Genomic DNA, 14885 nt, shown 5'->3' with positions numbered 1-14885 from the left:
GACGACATTCCCCTTGGACTTGGACATCTTGGAACCATCTTCGGCGCGCACTAGTCCGTGCAGATATAGCCGCTTCCACGGTACTTCGCCCATCATCTTGATGCCCTGCATCGCCATCCGCGCATCCCAGAAGAACAGGATATCGAAGCCGGAGATCAGCAGATCATTTGGATAATGTCGTTCAAGGTCCTTGGTTTTCTCAGGCCAGCCTAGTGTTCCGAAAGGCCATAGGGCAGAGGAGAACCATGTATCGAGAACGTCGGGATCGCGGGTCAATGACACGCCAGCACCAGCTTGCGCCTGTGCCGAGGCTTCATCCATGGCGACATAGATTTTGCCATTTTCGTCAAACCAGGCCGGAATCCGGTGTCCCCACCATAGTTGCCGCGAGACACACCATGGCTGGATATTCTCCATCCAGTTGAAATAGGTCTTTTCCCAGGTCTTGGGAACGATCTCGATATCGCCCTCACGGACAGCCTTGATCGCAGGCTGGGCGAGCGTTTCTGCATCGACATACCATTGATCGGTCAGCCATGGCTCGATCACCACACCGCCACGATCCCCGAAAGGCGTAGCGATGGTGCGCGGTTCGGCGTCATGCTCAACTTGTTCGCCGTCCTTGTTTTTCGAAACATGCGGAATCAGGAAGCCCAGTTCCTTGAGCCGCTGGACAACCAGTTCGCGGGCGCCGTCGACGCCGTCTTTCCGGAACCGGTGCAGCCCAATATATTCGTCCGGCACCAGCCCGTCAGCGGTCTGGCAGACATTGGCCTCGCCATCGAGCATATTGAGCATCTCGCCAGCCGCAAAGCCCGCACGCTTACCGACCTCGAAATCATTAAAGTCATGGCCCGGCGTGATTTTCACCGCGCCTGAACCCAGTTCAGGATCGGCATGTTCGTCAGCGACAATCTTGAAGCGGCGTCCGGTTATCGGTTGCTCGATTTCCTTGCCGACCACGCTCTTGTAACGCTCGTCGCTCGGATGGACGGCAACTGCCATATCGGCCAGCATTGTTTCCGGCCGGGTCGTCGCGACCTCGATATAGTCCTGCCCGTTATCCAGCGTCACGCCGTCGGCGAGCGGATATTTGAAATGCCAGAAACTACCTTTGGTATCGGTGGTCTCAACTTCCAGATCGGAAATCGCGGTTTTCAATGCCGGGTCCCAGTTGACGAGACGCTTGTCACGGTAAATCAGACCGTCATTGTAGAGATCGACAAAGACCTTGAGCACGGCTTCGTTCATGCCCTCGTCCATGGTGAAGCGTTCGTTGGACCAGTCCATCGAACAGCCGAGACGGCGCAGCTGTCCGGTAATCGTGCCGCCGCTTTCTTCCTTCCAGGCCCAGACTTTCTCGACAAATTCTTCGCGGGTGAAATCGGTGCGCTTTTCCTGGCGCTCGTTCATCTGCCGCTCGACTACCATCTGGGTCGCGATGCCGGCGTGATCCATACCGACGACCCAGAGCGCATCCTTGCCCTTCATCCGTTCGTGGCGGATGATGATGTCCTGCAACGTGTTATCCAGTGCATGACCGATATGCAGGCTGCCGGTAACGTTGGGCGGAGGGTTGACGATGGTGAAGGGCTCGCGATCATCGCGTTCCGGCCGGAACAGTCCCTTGGTTTCCCAATGCTCATACCAGCGAGCTTCAATGGCGGCGGGATCGAAATTTTTATCTAAGGTCATGCTGAGCCTTTGGCATTGGATTTGGAGAGAGACAACAGTCTTATCGAGAAAGGCCGTCTGCCGCGAACATTCGGCGAGCGGTCGCGAGAGTTGGAGCGATGTAGTATAACCTTCTGTTCAGTTGCCGGAGCATTGCACCAGTTCAGGTATATCAGCATATCATCAACGATTTTGGGAACATAAGTTCATCACGTAATTAAATATAAACCAACTATCGATAGTCAATTGGCGTCAGGACAGTGGGGATTGATGCAGGACTATATATCAATTCAATATTTAAGAGCTGTGGCAGCCTTGATGGTTGTAGCTTATCATATATTGACTGCCAATCTGGTGAAATATGATGGTGAAACCGGTTGGCTCGCTGGCGGAGTAGATATATTTTTCGTCATTTCCGGTTTTATCATGGTGCAGTCCACCCGGGACCGAGACTATTCTCCCGCACAATTTTATGCACGGCGTATAATCAGAATCGTTCCCATTTACTGGATCGCAACATTGGCGGTCATACAGAACATGCAATGGGAATGGGTGCACGCAGTTAAGTCATTCTTTTTTATTCCATATCTTAATCCTGAGACGCAGAATTTCATGCCGATATTGCAACCCGGCTGGACACTCAATTTTGAAATGTTTTTCTATCTGATTTTTGGCTTCTCGCTCCTGCTGCGCGAAAAATTCAGGTTTTTCGCGGTGGCGGTCTGCCTGATAGTTTTGGTATCGGTTGGACTCGTCTTTAAACCAGCCGGAGCGCCGGGGTTTTATACGAACCCGATCATGCTCGAGTTTCTGTTGGGCATGTTCATCGCGCGCTTTGGGATCAGATTGCCTTTTCTGTGCGCGCCCATTGCAATCCTCGCAATTCCTTTTCTGTGGGAAGCCGTCGACCATCGCGAGCTTTCATTAGGATTGCCCGCTGCGATTATTGTAGCCTCTTCACTGACGGTCGACACAAAAATTCCAAAACTGCCGTTTCTTTTGCGACTAGGAGACGCGTCATATGCCATTTATCTTTTTCATTTGAGCGCGCTTGGCTTGGTCGCTGCGTTGCTTGGACCGTATGCCATACCCCCGTTTGTCATGATACTCGCTGGACTGATGATGGCTTCGCTAGCTGGACTTTCGATTCACCATTTTATCGAAATACCAATGAACGGTTTCTTGAAGGGATTATATGTTCGAAAAATGGAACGGCGGCCAATAAAACAATCGGTAACGAATATTTGAATCGATTGTCAGTTTTCGGAGAAGTCTCGCTAGCCCAGGCTTCAAGCATCTAATATTGCGTCAATCTCCGCATTGGCTTTCTCACGGAGCTGTCGCTTGCAAGCCTTGAAACCCGGTTGCGCCGCTAGCTGTTTCGCCATCGCAACGGACCTGTCAATCAAATCACCGTGCGTGACCGTGGCATCAACCAACCCAGCGCCAATCGCTTCTTCAGGGGTGAGCAGCATGCTCGACAGCGCCAGTCTGCGCCGCCAGGTCGGTTCTAGCCCGTAGTCCAGTATAGTTTGTGCTACGGGCGGGAAGGGCAGTCCCGCCTTTGCCTCGGGTAAACCAATTTTATAAGTGCCGGCCGACGCGTAAATCCAGTCCGCACATAGCATCATGATCCCGCCCGCTCCGATCGAATTGCCATTTACGGCACAGACGAGCGCGCAAGGCAGGCGGTGTAGTGCCGCCGCAAAATCATTTATCCCGGCCACGGCTCTCTTCTGACCCACTTCATCAAGCGAAGCGGCTATTTTTATATCCATACCGCAGGTAAAATGTTCGCCTGACCCGGTAAGGACGATCCCTCCTTCGGGAGGGTTTTTCGCCAGTATTTGCAGCGCTGCAGCGCCCTCCTCAAGCAGTTCCGGATGGAGCGTGTTGCGTTCACCATTGGTAAGGGTGACGATGATCGTGCCCTCGCGCTCTTCGGTCGGGAAATAGGTCATTACTCTCCGCCGTCAGTCGCTGTCCACTTGCCCATCCAGTCGAACACCGTCCGATACCATTGCACACTATTCTTGCCCTTGAGCACCCAGTGGTTTTCATCCGGGAAGATCAGTAATTTGGATGGAATTTCCAGTTCCTGTGAAACTGTGAACGGCATGATACTCTGGGTATAGGGAATACGGAAATCCTTCTCGCCGTGGATGAACAGCGTCGGTGTTTTCCAGTTGGCGATCTTGTTGACGGGATTCCACTTTTCCGGGTTTGGCCGCGTCCACCAGTTTCCGCCATGATCCCATTGATCAAACCAGAGCTCTTCAGTGCTTAGCGCCATCGCTCGCAAATCGAAAACACCGGCATGGTTGATCAGGCAGTCGAACCGGTCGGGCCAGTTGCCCGCGATCCAGTTCATCATATAGCCGCCATAGGATCCGCCGAGGGCACAGGATCGCTCGCCGTCGATTTGTGAGTCGATTTTCAGCGCGGCTGCATAGCCCAGTTTCAGGTCTTCCAGTGGCTTGCCACCCCAGTCCAGATTGATACTGTCGGTAAATTTTTGCCCATATCCGACCGAGCCATGGAAATCGATCGTAACCGCCGCATAGCCTTGGGCCGCCATAACTTTCGGATTCCAGCGCGTGGACCAGCTATTCCCGAAACTGCCTTGCGGCCCGCCATGAACTAGAAACGCCATCGGCAACTTGCCGGTCGCGCCTTGTGGTTTGATGATCTGTCCCCAGACCTGCTCTCCGTCGGCGCCAACGAAGTCAAACCGCTGGATATCGACCTTGTCGATCTCGGCCAGTTCATGCCCGTTTATATTTGTCAGCTGCGTGATCGTGCCGTCTGCTGAACGGCGATAAAGATCGGTAGGCGCCTGCAGGCTGTTCATCGTGTAAACCAGCGACCCATCCTGCAAGGGAATGGTCGTGCCGACATTGCCGTCCGCTGTCAGACGCGTAACTTTTGCCGTTTCGACTTCAACCGCGAATGCAGGGTGATCGAGTACATCTTGGGCGGTGACGATGAGATATTTATTGTCCGGCGTCCAGACGATCGAGCCAACCGAGCGGTCCCAATCTTTGGTCAACGCAATAGCTTCGTCCTCATCGCTGCCCTGTTTGCGAAGTTTTACGACAAGACGATCTGCTTCATAGCCTGGACGCTCCATCGCCGCCCAGGCGAGCCATTCACCGTCCGAAGAAAAAGCGGGCAGTGTGTCGGTGGCCTTGTTCTCGCCGGTAAAGTTCACGGTTTCCGCACCATTGACCATCGCGCCGTAAATATCGAGATTGGTTGACTTGGGCTCGTTTCGGTCAGCAGTTCTGAGCGTAAAGAACACGCCGTCCTCTCCCGGTACCCAGGTAATCTCCTCACCGCCGCCAAATGGTTTGGAGGGACTATCGCCGACCAGATCGCCGTCTAGCGCCGCGCCGTCACCGGCGATTTTTCCGTCGGTCAGATCAAAGGCAAATATCCGGCTGTAATTGCCGGGCGTTTCCCAACTCGACCAGTGGCGGATGAAAAGCTCGTCATATTCGCGGCCCGTCCCGGGGCCTGGCTCGGCCTTGTTGCCATCCTTTTCACAGCCGAAGGTCGGGCAGTCTCTGGCGATATCGCCCCACAGCACGATTTTTTCTCCGGTTTGTGAAATTTTGAAACCGGAAATATCGGCTTTCAAGTCGCCGGCCTGAACCGGCGTCCCGACTACACCGCCCGATGCAATAGCGGTATGCCAAAGCTGCTCGGAACCGCTGGCATCACTTAGATAATATAGGCTGCCATCCGGAGCATAAGCAGGGCTATGCTCGCTTTTGCCCACTTGGTCGGCGATGCGGGAAGGCACAGCATCCGGCGTATCGAGGTTTAGAAGATAGAGTGCGCTAGACCGCTCGTAACTTTCCGGCTCGGTTTCGGTGACATCATAGACCGCCCATTTCTCATCCGGAGAAACGGCAACCGATCCCATCCTTTTCAACGTGGCGAGATCCTCCGCGGTCATCGGTCGTGCCGACGCGAATGTTGGGACGGATAATGCTGTCACGAGGAGAGCGGCGGTGAATGTTTTGGAAAATTTTGTCATGGTCGACAGTCTAGCACGGCTGTTCGACAAGGCAATTGAGATTAGGGTAATTGGGAATAAACCGGCAGCCTATTTGTCGCTCAACCGCTGGATTTCCCGGGCCACCAGTTCCTCGACGAGGTCGGGTAGATTCTCGTCCAGCCATTTTTTGATGATTGGCCGCATCAAATCGCGGGTCAGATCTTCCAGCGATGTACCGCTGGACTTGGTTTGAGGTGCGTGACGTTCCATGGCTTCTTTTTCGACCAGCGCCGAGAGCGATTGACGCATGCTGTCGAGCTTGTTGTCGTCGATCAGCCGCTCTTCCTTCCGGCGGTCTCCGAACACGCCTTGCGCGGTTCGGTTCCCGTGTTCCGGCAATTCGTTGGTCAACTCGAGCACTTCTTCAATCGTCGCCGCTGGCTTTGTGTCTGGAACAGCCTGCAGGGCAGGCTTTTGAGAGGTTTTCCGGCTTGGCTGGGGGCGATCCTCATCGATCGATTTGTCTTCGGCGATGATGCGTTTGATCGACGAGAGAATTTCTTCCATCGACGATTCTCTATTTTGCTCTGCCATTTGCGAAACCCCCAAAACTTATACTCGGCTACCAGCGCTGATCAACGCCAACCGGACTAACGGCGTGTCGGTATCTCAGGTAACGGCTCTATCTCCGCTTTTTGCGCCTGACTGTCAACGGTTCTGGTCGCTTGGGGTTCCGGATTCGGATCGCTCTGATAATCATAGAACATATCATCAATCCGGTCATAATTGGCCACCGGATCGTAAAGCGGACCACCTTCCAGCCCCAGGTCGCGCGCTTCCGCCCGGCCCATCGCGGCGAGCAGAGAGAAGCCCGCCACATAGCTGTTGCGCCGCGCTGTGACCAGTTGCACCTGCGCATTCAGCAATTCCTGCTCGGCGTTCAAAATGTCCAATATTGTCCTGTTGCCCACAGAATTTTCCGCGCGCACGCCCTCAAGCGACAGGCTCGCGGCGGCTACGGCCCGCTCCGAAGACTCGATAACCCGTTCCGATGCGCGCCAACTTGAATAGGAGGCGCGAGTCTGGGAAATCACATCGCGTTCCACTGCGATTAGCTGTTCATAAGCTTGACCGGAACGGGCTTGTGCCTGACGAATCTGTGCAGCTGGGCGGCCACCCTGATAGATTGGCATGGTCGCTCTGACGCCAACTTCGGCGGTCGACTGTTCCTGGACGAATGTTGAGCCGGCTATATTGCCTCCAAGCGTGCCGTGGTAATTCAGATAACGGCCTTGGGCATAAGTCGAAACCTTGGGCTTGTTGGCCGATCGGGCTGTTTTTATGTCAAACTCTGCGGCTTCGCTACGTTCTTTGGCGGCGAGCAGGTCCGGGTTATAGGTCAGAGCCAGATCTACGGCCTGATCCGGTGTTTCGGGTAAATTTGGCAACGGTGGAGGGGGCTCGAGATCTCCGGGTTCATTGCCGACAAGCGCAATGTAATTTTCTTTGCTGCCGATCAGTCTCGCGCGCACGGTTTCGAGGTCGCTTTTCGCTATTTCCAGACGGGATTCCGATTGGGCAACATCGGTCCGGGTCAGATCCCCGATTTCGAACCGGTCGCTGGTCGCTTCGAGATTGACCGAAAGCACACCGACATTGGCCCGGTTGAGTTTCACAATCGCCGAATCGCGAATGACATCCATATAGGTCGCGACGACATTGCTGAAGAGGCTCGCCTCGGTAGCGCGCAGATCGTACTGCCCCGCTTCCACTCTGGTTTTGGCTGCCCGTACGGCGTTTTTGACCGCTCCGCCGGAGTAAATTGGTACGGTTATCGACCCGCCAGCGGTGGTCTGGCGCAAAGGCGCGGTGAAACTATTGGCGCTGCGAAGGAAATTTTCCTGAAAGCCGAAATCGCTGGTGGCATTCGGTCTGCCATCGGCTTTGGCAATGGCAACATTTTCGTCGTTCGCCCGCTGGCTGGCGCGCGCGCCGGAAAGCGTCGGGTTGGTCTGATAGGCAGCCACCAAGGCATCGCGTAACGTATCGGCTTGTACCGGTGCCGATAGTGTTGCCAGGATAGCCGTTCCAATGAGAAGGCGCCGTCTATTCATCTGTTCACTCTCCCGAACGCCTCAAAAATTGAAGCTTTTTGCTTTTTCAAAGCCGGGCAGCGGACACGCCCCGCAATCGGCAAAATATTGATAGCCGACATGATCTCCAGCTGTACGGCCCAAGGCAAGGCGTGACACGCCGTCATTCATCACTGCAGCTACAATCCGTCCGTCGGGCGCGAGTTGGTCGACCAGGCTCTGGGGAATCTGTTCCACCAGACCGTCGATAACGATCACGCTATAGGGTGCAGATTTGACCCAACCAGCGGCATGGTCGCCAGTTTCGATTGTAGCACCAGTCACGTCAGCCAGATTCTTCTTTGCTGCCGCTGCCAGTTTGTCATTGGCTTCGATTGCCGTCACAAAGCCGGCGAGTTGGGCGAGTACAGCCGCTGTATAGCCAGTGGCAGCACCGATTAGCAGGACGTTATCATCCTTGGTCACATGCGCCACATTCAGCAACCGTCCGGTGGTCAGCGGCGGATTCAAGGCCCTGCCTTCACCGATCTGAACGCCACGGTCGGCATAAGCGAAGCTGCGCTGGGCGGCCGGGACGAAATTTTCACGGGCGATGTGGCTCATCGCAGCAATGACGCGCGGATCGCTGACCTCGGTGGTGCGCAACTGGCTGACCACCATGGCTTTGCGCATCTGCTTGAAATTTTCCTGACCCAAGAGTCGATCCTCCCAATGAATAATATTCCGTCCATGCCATGTCTGTATTATTAACACAATACACTATGGTGGAGATTTGTCGCTTCTAGCGGGGCTTGGCACGTGCGCCAAGATGGAATCCGGCTAATTTATGCCGACTGCGTCATTTCCTCGACAAACGGGCCGTTTTGGCCATTCGGTAACAGGAATTATGTGACTAAAACCGGGGTCAATAACGCAAGAGGCAAGTTTGGGTTGACTTTGCCTGCAAAGCGAAGCAATTCGCGCCCTCTCTTCGGCCCGATGGCGGAGTGGTGACGCAGCGGATTGCAAATCCGCGCACCCCGGTTCGATTCCGGGTCGGGCCTCCAAGAGAACATTCCCCACTAGATAGTTCGACCATCCTTTTCTCCAGATAGACTTTGATGGCGCGGTCCTGATCAATCGGGGAACCTCGATACTCCGATCGTGGCCTGCACTAATCTACGCGCACCTGAAATGTTATCGTGAAACTTGGTTGTGAGGTTCCTGTTGCCGCCGACATGGTTCCCGCCGGACTGATCCGCACTCCTTTTACTGCGGCATCAAAGCCGGAACTATTGGGGGTATAATTATAGGGCGCACCGCCGCCGATCTGGTTTGAAAACGTCACCATGGTCGCAGGATTGAAAGGTGATAGGCCGCTGGCAGTTGGGCCGTTGGTAAAGGTCACCGGCGAAGCTGCATTATAGGTGACGTTGGGCGGTAAAACGTCACTGATTCTGATAGTGCTGGCATCGACAGGCAGGTCCCCTTTGTTGATGACGCTGATCGAATAGCGAATTATCGCGCCAGGAACGGATTTGGGGTTGGACGTCAGACTGACCGGGTCGGATACTATAGTCGATTGTTTGGTAACGACCAGATCGGCATTTGCCGGAGCACGTGTATTGGTAAGCACACAGGTGATAACATCACCGGTCGTTGGCGTGAACGAGATGCCCGGCGCGGTGGGCAAGCTGGTTGTCGAACCGCTGTAACCATTGCTGCAGGACAGGGACTGGCCGTAACGGGCGAGATCTGTGGTCCCGGCGACCACTTCATCGAGTTGATAGGTAGTGCCACCGATCAATTGAGTCATCGCGATAGTACCGTTGGTGATCGCAGACCCTGAGCCGCTGGTTGTAGTTGATGCGATAACCGTAGCACCACTCTTGATTCGCGGCGTGAATTGATCGGTTGAAAAGACTCGGCCGCCGGTGCTCAGCTGCTTTCGCAAGCTGACATGGGGATAGGCGATGTTCGTGAAGGTGCAGCTCACGACATCGCCAAAATTGAGCGATCCGAAATTATAGCTGCTCGTCACGACATTGGTCGGCATGACCGTGGGAGATCCGGAGGATGTGTTGGTGCAGTTCAAACTGCCCCGGTAACGCGACAGGCTGCTGCTGCTGCCCGATGCCATGACTTCCGAGAGCGTGATCGGAATGCCCGATGCGGTCGAAATAACTGCGGCGGTAAAAGGGCCATTTCCGGTGCCCGTGGTCGTTCCGGATGCCAGAATGCTGCCAGAAGATGTAGAGGTTATCCTGAACGTAAATTGATCAGCTGGCGCGATGCGGGTACTGGTGATGACTTTGTTCAGCTTGATTGACGCAAAACGTATGGCAAACATCATGCCTTGCAGCCCCTGTCCTTTCATCTGCGCCCGAACCGTTGTCGGCTTGTTGGTGCCGACGATATAGCCACCCATATTGCCGGTCTGGCCGCCACCCGCTTCGTTTATTGTCGTGGTGCCAACGCCGCTCAACACGGGGAATTGTGAGCCGCTGATCGGGGGAACAGCGTCCAATATCGCCCAGACCGAGCCGTTTGTGGTAAAATTCAGATATTCGGCATTGTCGGTCGATTCCGCATCTGCGGCGACAAAGGCATAGTCGGTGACCGACGCCACGCCCGGCGGCGGAATTATATTGATCGAGCTGAATGTCAGGGTGACCGTCGAACCGCTGTTTGACGTGTAAAGGATCGGCTTTCCGGGAATGCCGAGAAAGGAGGAATTGCCAACCGCTGCTCCGGTCCAGCTGGGCGCCGCTATCGCAGTCGCCGCCGGTGTTGCCGTCGTCACGGCCTTCAGATTGAAAGTGAGGGTTGAGCCATCGGTAAGATTGAAGGAGAAATTCTGACCGCTGCTCGAACGGGCGGTCGTGTCATTGTAGGTCGAAAAATCGAACCAGCAATATGTTTGCCAGGAAGATGGCGCTGCGCCTTGCGCGGTGGCTATAGAACATGTCGCGGCGGATGCCGGCTCAACTGCAAGCATTAAAATGGCAATAATCAGTCCAACCGCATTGGTTGCCAGCCTGACAGATGAAAAAACCAAATGACTATCCCCCACAGTCCGTTCCGGTTCGATGCCCGTAATTGAGCATTTTTACCATCTCAAATTGCGCGCAATGGTGATTAATCGATTTCCGGATATATTTCCAATTCTGGCATTGCCGAAGCCGATCAGAAATCCAGTTTTTTCAAAATATCGGGGACTGGTAATTAGCTCCGCCTTGATGTCGCGATAGGCTGACTTCCCATTCGGACATAGCCGCGTTACTGTCGCGCATGACCGATAAAAATACGATGACCTATGCGCGCTATCTGGCGCTCGACACATTGCTCGACGCACAGCACCCCCGATCCGATCTGGACGATGAGATGTTGTTCATCATCATTCACCAGACCAAGGAACTTTGGCTCAAGCAGATTATTCGCGAGATGCGCTTTGCCAAGCAGCAGATACTGGCTGACGCGCTCGTGCCTGCCTACAAGGCGTTGGCGAGAATTAGTCGTATCCAGGCAGTGATGACGCTCAGTTGGGATGTTTTATCAACCATGACACCCAGCGATTATACGCGGTTCCGTCATGTATTGGGGCCAAGTTCCGGCTTTCAATCCGATCAGTTCCGGACCGTGGAATATATGCTCGGCCTCAAGGACAAGACCTTTCTGAAATATCAGGAGGATCGGCCGGATGCAAAGGCGGCGATGCAGGCAGCGCTCGATCAGCCGAGCATCTGGGATGATGCGATAGCGGCGCTAGCTCGAGCCGGTTTCGATATTTTGCCGGACCTGCTTGACCGTGATTTTGCCGTTTCCCATCAGCCATCGGAACAGGTCGAGGCGGCCTTTCTGGAAGTCTATCGCAATCCCGACAAATATTGGGAGCTATACCAATTGGCTGAGAAACTGGTTGATCTCGATGATGCGATGGCGACCTGGCGGCACAAACATGTGCTGACAGTCGAGCGGATCATCGGCGGCAAAATGGGCACGGGAGGAACCGCGGGCGTTTCCTATTTGCAGAGCACAGTGGGCAAGCGCGCTTTTCCGGAACTATGGTCGCTGCGTACTCAATTATGAGCTGGAAACATCTGTTTTCTAAATCGCTCGCGGCCAATCCGGCCCGATTGCATTTTGCCGCACACAGCCACCATCTCTGGCCAGACGCCAGCCATGCCGGTCACATGGCTGCGTGGGACGATGCCGCGTCGCTGGCGGATCACAAATGGAGCAAGATCATGGGCCCCGTCTGGTCCGAAGCGCAGCGCCATGTTGCTGCGGAATTGAAATTACCCGATCCCGCGACGTTGAGCTTTGCTCCCAACACTCATGATTTTATTGTCCGCATTTTGTCCGCCATTCCAGAGCGACCGGTAAGGGTGCTGGCAACCGATGGCGAGTTTCACAGCTTTCGTCGGCAAATGACCCGCTGGGTGGAAGCGGGAGAAGTGGTACTGGAAACCGCTTCTCCGGATGCCTTGCTCGATACCGCCGGATCCGGCGAATTTGATCTGATATTCGCCAGCCATGTTTTATTCAATTCCGGCACCATCGTTTCCGGTCTGGACCAGCTTGCGGCGGTGGCGCGTCCCGAGGGGCCGTGGGTAGTGATCGATGGCTATCATGGCTTCATGGCAATCGACACCGATCTGTCGCACATTGCCGACCGGGTTTTCTACCTGTCCGGTGGCTATAAATATGCGATGGCGGGAGAAGGAACCTGTTTCCTCCACGCGCCTCCGGGCTATGCCGAGCGGCCGGTTGTGACCGGCTGGTATGCCGCATTTGATGATCTTGCCTTGGCATCCGGAGCTGTCGGCTATGCGCCGGATGGGCGCCGGTTTCTGGGTAGTACTTTCGATCCTTCCGGGCTTTACCGGTATAATGCCGTGCAGAATATGCTGGATAGCCAAGGTCTGACGACAGCGGTCATATCGAGCCATGTCGCGGCTCTGCAGGCGCAATTGCTGGAGGATGACCCGTTGCCCGGATTTGAACTGCTCAACCCGCTTGATGGCCAACCGCACGCGCGTTTTCTGGCTTTTCGCGGGGAGACCGCACTTGTGCTTCACGACAAGTTGGCGGATCAGAATATCGTGACCGATGTTCGCGCCAATGTTCTGCGCATTGGCTTCGCGCTCTATCATGACCGGGACGATGTGGCGCGTTTAGTGAAAATATTAGAGCAGTTGACCTGAGCGTTCTTCCGTTACGGATTGACTGTCTGTGCCCGTTTCTCTGACGTTTTCGCGGTTTCCTCCGCCGACTTTTCCGTTGACCTGAAGGATTCTGGCAATAGGCTTAACTGAACCATTAAACGCCGCGTTGAAAAGGACAGAACATGAGCATTTCCGTCGATATCCAGAATGATGTTGCTTTGATCACCATGGATGACGGAAAGGCCAATGCTGTCAATTTCGACCTTATGATCGCCCTCAACGAGGCGCTGGACAAGGCCGAGGCGGATGCCAAGGCCATTGTTCTGACCGGCCGCGAAGGGCGTTTTTCCGGCGGCTTTGACCTCGGCATGATGGGCGCCTTTACCCGGGACGATTCCGTCCGTTTGCTCGACCGGGCATCCGAATTGATACTCCGTCTCTATGGCGGCCCAAGGCCTATTGTCGGAGCTTGTAACGGTCACGCAATCGCCATGGGCGTGTTTCTTTTGATGGCTTGCGACACGCGGATCGGGGCTGCAGGCGATTTCAAACTGGGCGCGAATGAATCGATCACCGGCATGACGCTGCCGGTATTTGCGGTCGAACTGGCTCGCGACCGGCTCAGCCCGCTGCATCAGACTCGAGCAATGATCCAGGCGTTCATCTATGATCCGAAAGGCGCAGTCGAAGCCGGATATCTTGATATGCTGGTCGAGCCGGACAAGGTAATCGGACAGGCCACCGCGATTGCCGGTCAGCTCGCCAAGCTGCCGGGCCATGCCTATGCTTATCAGAAATCGGCGATGCGCAAACCGGCCCTGGATGCGATCCGGGCCAGTATTGGCAACCACCCGAATTTGCGCAAATCGGCTTAGCGGTGCTGGTCGATCAGGATCGGATTGCCATCCGGATCAATCAGCGTGATGCTGGCAGGGCCTTCGCTTTTCTCATCCGCTCTTGTTTCTGGCGCTATCCCTGAAGCCAGCAACGATGTCTGGATCGCACGGACATCGTCAAAATCATCAAGATTCTGTGCATTCTGATCCCAGCCCGGGTTGAAGGTCAGCATGTTCTTGGGAAACATGCCCTCGAAAAGGCCTAGCAGAGTCTGACCATTTTTCAGGATCAGCCATTTCTGATCTTCGTCGCCACCAAATTTGGTGAACCCGAGCTTCTCGTAGAAGGCTCTGGAAAGGGCGATGTCCTTGACCGAAAGGCTAATCGAAAAGGCTCCGAGTTTCATTTTGCTTCTCCTTCGCTGAGCTTATTGCCGGACAGGCAAGATTTTCGGGTTCTGCAATATGGCAGCCGACAGGATGGCGATGATCAAGCCCACTGGAAATATCTCCATGAAAGTCATTGGCATACGAATATAGATTTTGCCGTAGTCGGAGCGCATTTCTTCCAGAGTCGCGATTTCCTTCGCCAGTTTTTCTGCGGTCAGGCCTGCCGCCTTTTGGGCTTCGATCGCGCTGTTCACATAGCCGTCGATATAGGCGTAACCGTTGCTCATCGAATATAGTTCCCAGACGATCATATACATTAGCCCTGCGATAACCGCGATGGCGAGGCCCATCGCAAAGGCAGGCAGAAACCGGATCACCCCGCCCAGTTCCTGGTCGCGATAGCGTTTTATGCCGATGAATATCATCGACAGCGCGACCAACATGGTCAGATAGCCGAATAGCTCGGATGACAGGAAGCTACCGCCATCGCTGACAACCAGAGCCAGGATCAATGTGACGATGGTGATAGTCCCCGACAATATTCCATAGGTTAAGGCGATTTTCTGCATGATCTTTCCTCCGCTTATGCGATGGTTATGACAGCCTCGACCGATTTTGGAAATCACCCGGATGGGTGACTGGGCCATTATCACCCCGATATATCAGGGGATTAGATGCAGGGTTCGCGCTTCCTCGATCGCCCGGACACGACCATTGACTTGCAGCTTGGCGTAGAGTTTCG

The 14885-nt window shown here is 54.7% G+C and carries 13 protein-coding genes and 1 tRNA gene; 5 read left to right on the top strand and 9 right to left on the bottom strand.

What is annotated here, in order from left to right; translation table 11 throughout:
- A partial coding sequence (locus tag V7680_RS11940; RefSeq protein ID WP_335653502.1) for a valine--tRNA ligase occupies window positions 1-1695 on the bottom strand: 1695 nt, incomplete at its 3' end.
- Window positions 1696-1944: 249 nt separating this feature from the next.
- Between V7680_RS11940 and V7680_RS11935 the strand changes: the two genes are divergently transcribed.
- Complete coding sequence (locus tag V7680_RS11935; RefSeq protein WP_335653501.1) at window positions 1945-2922, top strand: acyltransferase family protein; 978 nt, start codon at window positions 1945-1947, stop codon at window positions 2920-2922.
- Window positions 2923-2963: 41 nt separating this feature from the next.
- Here the strand turns inward: V7680_RS11935 and V7680_RS11930 are convergent, their stop codons facing one another.
- The 5 genes from V7680_RS11930 to V7680_RS11910 form a co-directional block, all read right to left on the bottom strand.
- Window positions 2964-3635, bottom strand: coding sequence for an enoyl-CoA hydratase/isomerase family protein (locus tag V7680_RS11930; RefSeq protein ID WP_335653500.1), 672 nt, complete (start codon window positions 3633-3635; stop codon window positions 2964-2966).
- The gene (locus V7680_RS11925; protein WP_335653499.1) at window positions 3635-5635 is read right to left on the bottom strand and encodes a S9 family peptidase; all 2001 of its coding nucleotides are present in this window, start codon (window positions 5633-5635) and stop codon (window positions 3635-3637) included. The genes V7680_RS11930 and V7680_RS11925 overlap by 1 nt, the downstream gene beginning before the upstream one ends.
- A 150-nt stretch (window positions 5636-5785) precedes the next feature.
- Window positions 5786-6271 (bottom strand): DUF2497 domain-containing protein, encoded by a 486-nt coding sequence (locus V7680_RS11920; RefSeq protein ID WP_335653498.1) that lies wholly within the window; start codon window positions 6269-6271, stop codon window positions 5786-5788.
- A 56-nt stretch (window positions 6272-6327) separates the two neighbouring features.
- Window positions 6328-7791, bottom strand: a complete 1464-nt coding sequence (locus tag V7680_RS11915; protein WP_335653497.1) for a TolC family outer membrane protein — start codon at window positions 7789-7791, stop codon at window positions 6328-6330.
- A 21-nt stretch (window positions 7792-7812) separates the two neighbouring features.
- The gene (locus tag V7680_RS11910) at window positions 7813-8466 is read right to left on the bottom strand and encodes a protein-L-isoaspartate O-methyltransferase family protein (protein WP_335653496.1); all 654 of its coding nucleotides are present in this window, start codon (window positions 8464-8466) and stop codon (window positions 7813-7815) included.
- A 276-nt stretch (window positions 8467-8742) separates the two neighbouring features.
- Here V7680_RS11910 and V7680_RS11905 point away from each other — a divergent pair.
- Window positions 8743-8816: transfer RNA gene (locus tag V7680_RS11905), tRNA-Cys, on the top strand.
- A gap of 107 nt (window positions 8817-8923) precedes the next feature.
- Here V7680_RS11905 and V7680_RS11900 read toward each other — a convergent pair.
- Window positions 8924-10807 (bottom strand): CshA/CshB family fibrillar adhesin-related protein, encoded by a 1884-nt coding sequence (locus V7680_RS11900; RefSeq protein ID WP_335653495.1) that lies wholly within the window; start codon window positions 10805-10807, stop codon window positions 8924-8926.
- Window positions 10808-11040: 233 nt separating this feature from the next.
- Here V7680_RS11900 and V7680_RS11895 point away from each other — a divergent pair, with 233 nt between their 5' ends.
- The 3 genes from V7680_RS11895 to V7680_RS11885 all read left to right on the top strand — a co-directional run bounded on the left by V7680_RS11895 (window position 11041) and on the right by V7680_RS11885 (window position 13792).
- The gene (locus tag V7680_RS11895) at window positions 11041-11838 is read left to right on the top strand and encodes a tryptophan 2,3-dioxygenase (protein WP_335653494.1); all 798 of its coding nucleotides are present in this window, start codon (window positions 11041-11043) and stop codon (window positions 11836-11838) included.
- The gene (locus tag V7680_RS11890) at window positions 11835-12956 is read left to right on the top strand and encodes a kynureninase/PvdN C-terminal domain-containing protein (RefSeq protein WP_335653493.1); all 1122 of its coding nucleotides are present in this window, start codon (window positions 11835-11837) and stop codon (window positions 12954-12956) included. Before V7680_RS11895 ends, V7680_RS11890 begins: the two co-directional genes overlap by 4 nt.
- A gap of 143 nt (window positions 12957-13099) precedes the next feature.
- Window positions 13100-13792 (top strand): crotonase/enoyl-CoA hydratase family protein, encoded by a 693-nt coding sequence (locus tag V7680_RS11885; protein WP_335653492.1) that lies wholly within the window; start codon window positions 13100-13102, stop codon window positions 13790-13792.
- On the opposite strand, the gene V7680_RS11880 is transcribed toward V7680_RS11885, so the two are convergent.
- A complete protein-coding gene (locus V7680_RS11880; protein ID WP_335653491.1) occupies window positions 13789-14160 on the bottom strand; it encodes a VOC family protein in 372 nt (123 codons plus the stop codon). The two genes, V7680_RS11885 and V7680_RS11880, sit on opposite strands and share 4 nt — an antisense overlap.
- A gap of 21 nt (window positions 14161-14181) precedes the next feature.
- Window positions 14182-14712 (bottom strand): DUF4199 domain-containing protein, encoded by a 531-nt coding sequence (locus tag V7680_RS11875; protein ID WP_335653490.1) that lies wholly within the window; start codon window positions 14710-14712, stop codon window positions 14182-14184.
- Between the last annotated feature and the right edge of the window lie 173 nt (window positions 14713-14885).

Source organism: Parasphingorhabdus sp. (assembly GCF_036963705.1).
Classification (GTDB): Bacteria; Pseudomonadota; Alphaproteobacteria; order Sphingomonadales; family Sphingomonadaceae; genus Parasphingorhabdus.
The sequence above is the reverse complement of the archived record's forward strand: the minus strand, read 5'-3'. Positions and strand labels throughout refer to the sequence as shown.

Bases quoted from the DNA above. Each gene is read 5' to 3' on its own strand.
- V7680_RS11925 (WP_335653499.1), bottom strand. From the start codon at position 5,635: ATGACCGCGGAGGATCTCGCCACGTTGAAAAGGATGGGATCGGTTGCC.
- V7680_RS11920 (WP_335653498.1), bottom strand. From the start codon at position 6,271: ATGGCAGAGCAAAATAGAGAATCGTCGATGGAAGAAATTCTCTCGTCG.
- V7680_RS11880 (WP_335653491.1), bottom strand. From the start codon at position 14,160: ATGAAACTCGGAGCCTTTTCGATTAGCCTTTCGGTCAAGGACATCGCC.
- V7680_RS11875 (WP_335653490.1), bottom strand. From the start codon at position 14,712: ATGCAGAAAATCGCCTTAACCTATGGAATATTGTCGGGGACTATCACC.
- V7680_RS11930 (WP_335653500.1), bottom strand. From the start codon at position 3,635: ATGACCTATTTCCCGACCGAAGAGCGCGAGGGCACGATCATCGTCACC.
- V7680_RS11885 (WP_335653492.1), top strand. From the start codon at position 13,100: ATGAGCATTTCCGTCGATATCCAGAATGATGTTGCTTTGATCACCATG.
- V7680_RS11935 (WP_335653501.1), top strand. From the start codon at position 1,945: ATGCAGGACTATATATCAATTCAATATTTAAGAGCTGTGGCAGCCTTG.
- V7680_RS11890 (WP_335653493.1), top strand. From the start codon at position 11,835: ATGAGCTGGAAACATCTGTTTTCTAAATCGCTCGCGGCCAATCCGGCC.
- V7680_RS11895 (WP_335653494.1), top strand. From the start codon at position 11,041: ATGACCGATAAAAATACGATGACCTATGCGCGCTATCTGGCGCTCGAC.
- V7680_RS11915 (WP_335653497.1), bottom strand. From the start codon at position 7,791: ATGAATAGACGGCGCCTTCTCATTGGAACGGCTATCCTGGCAACACTA.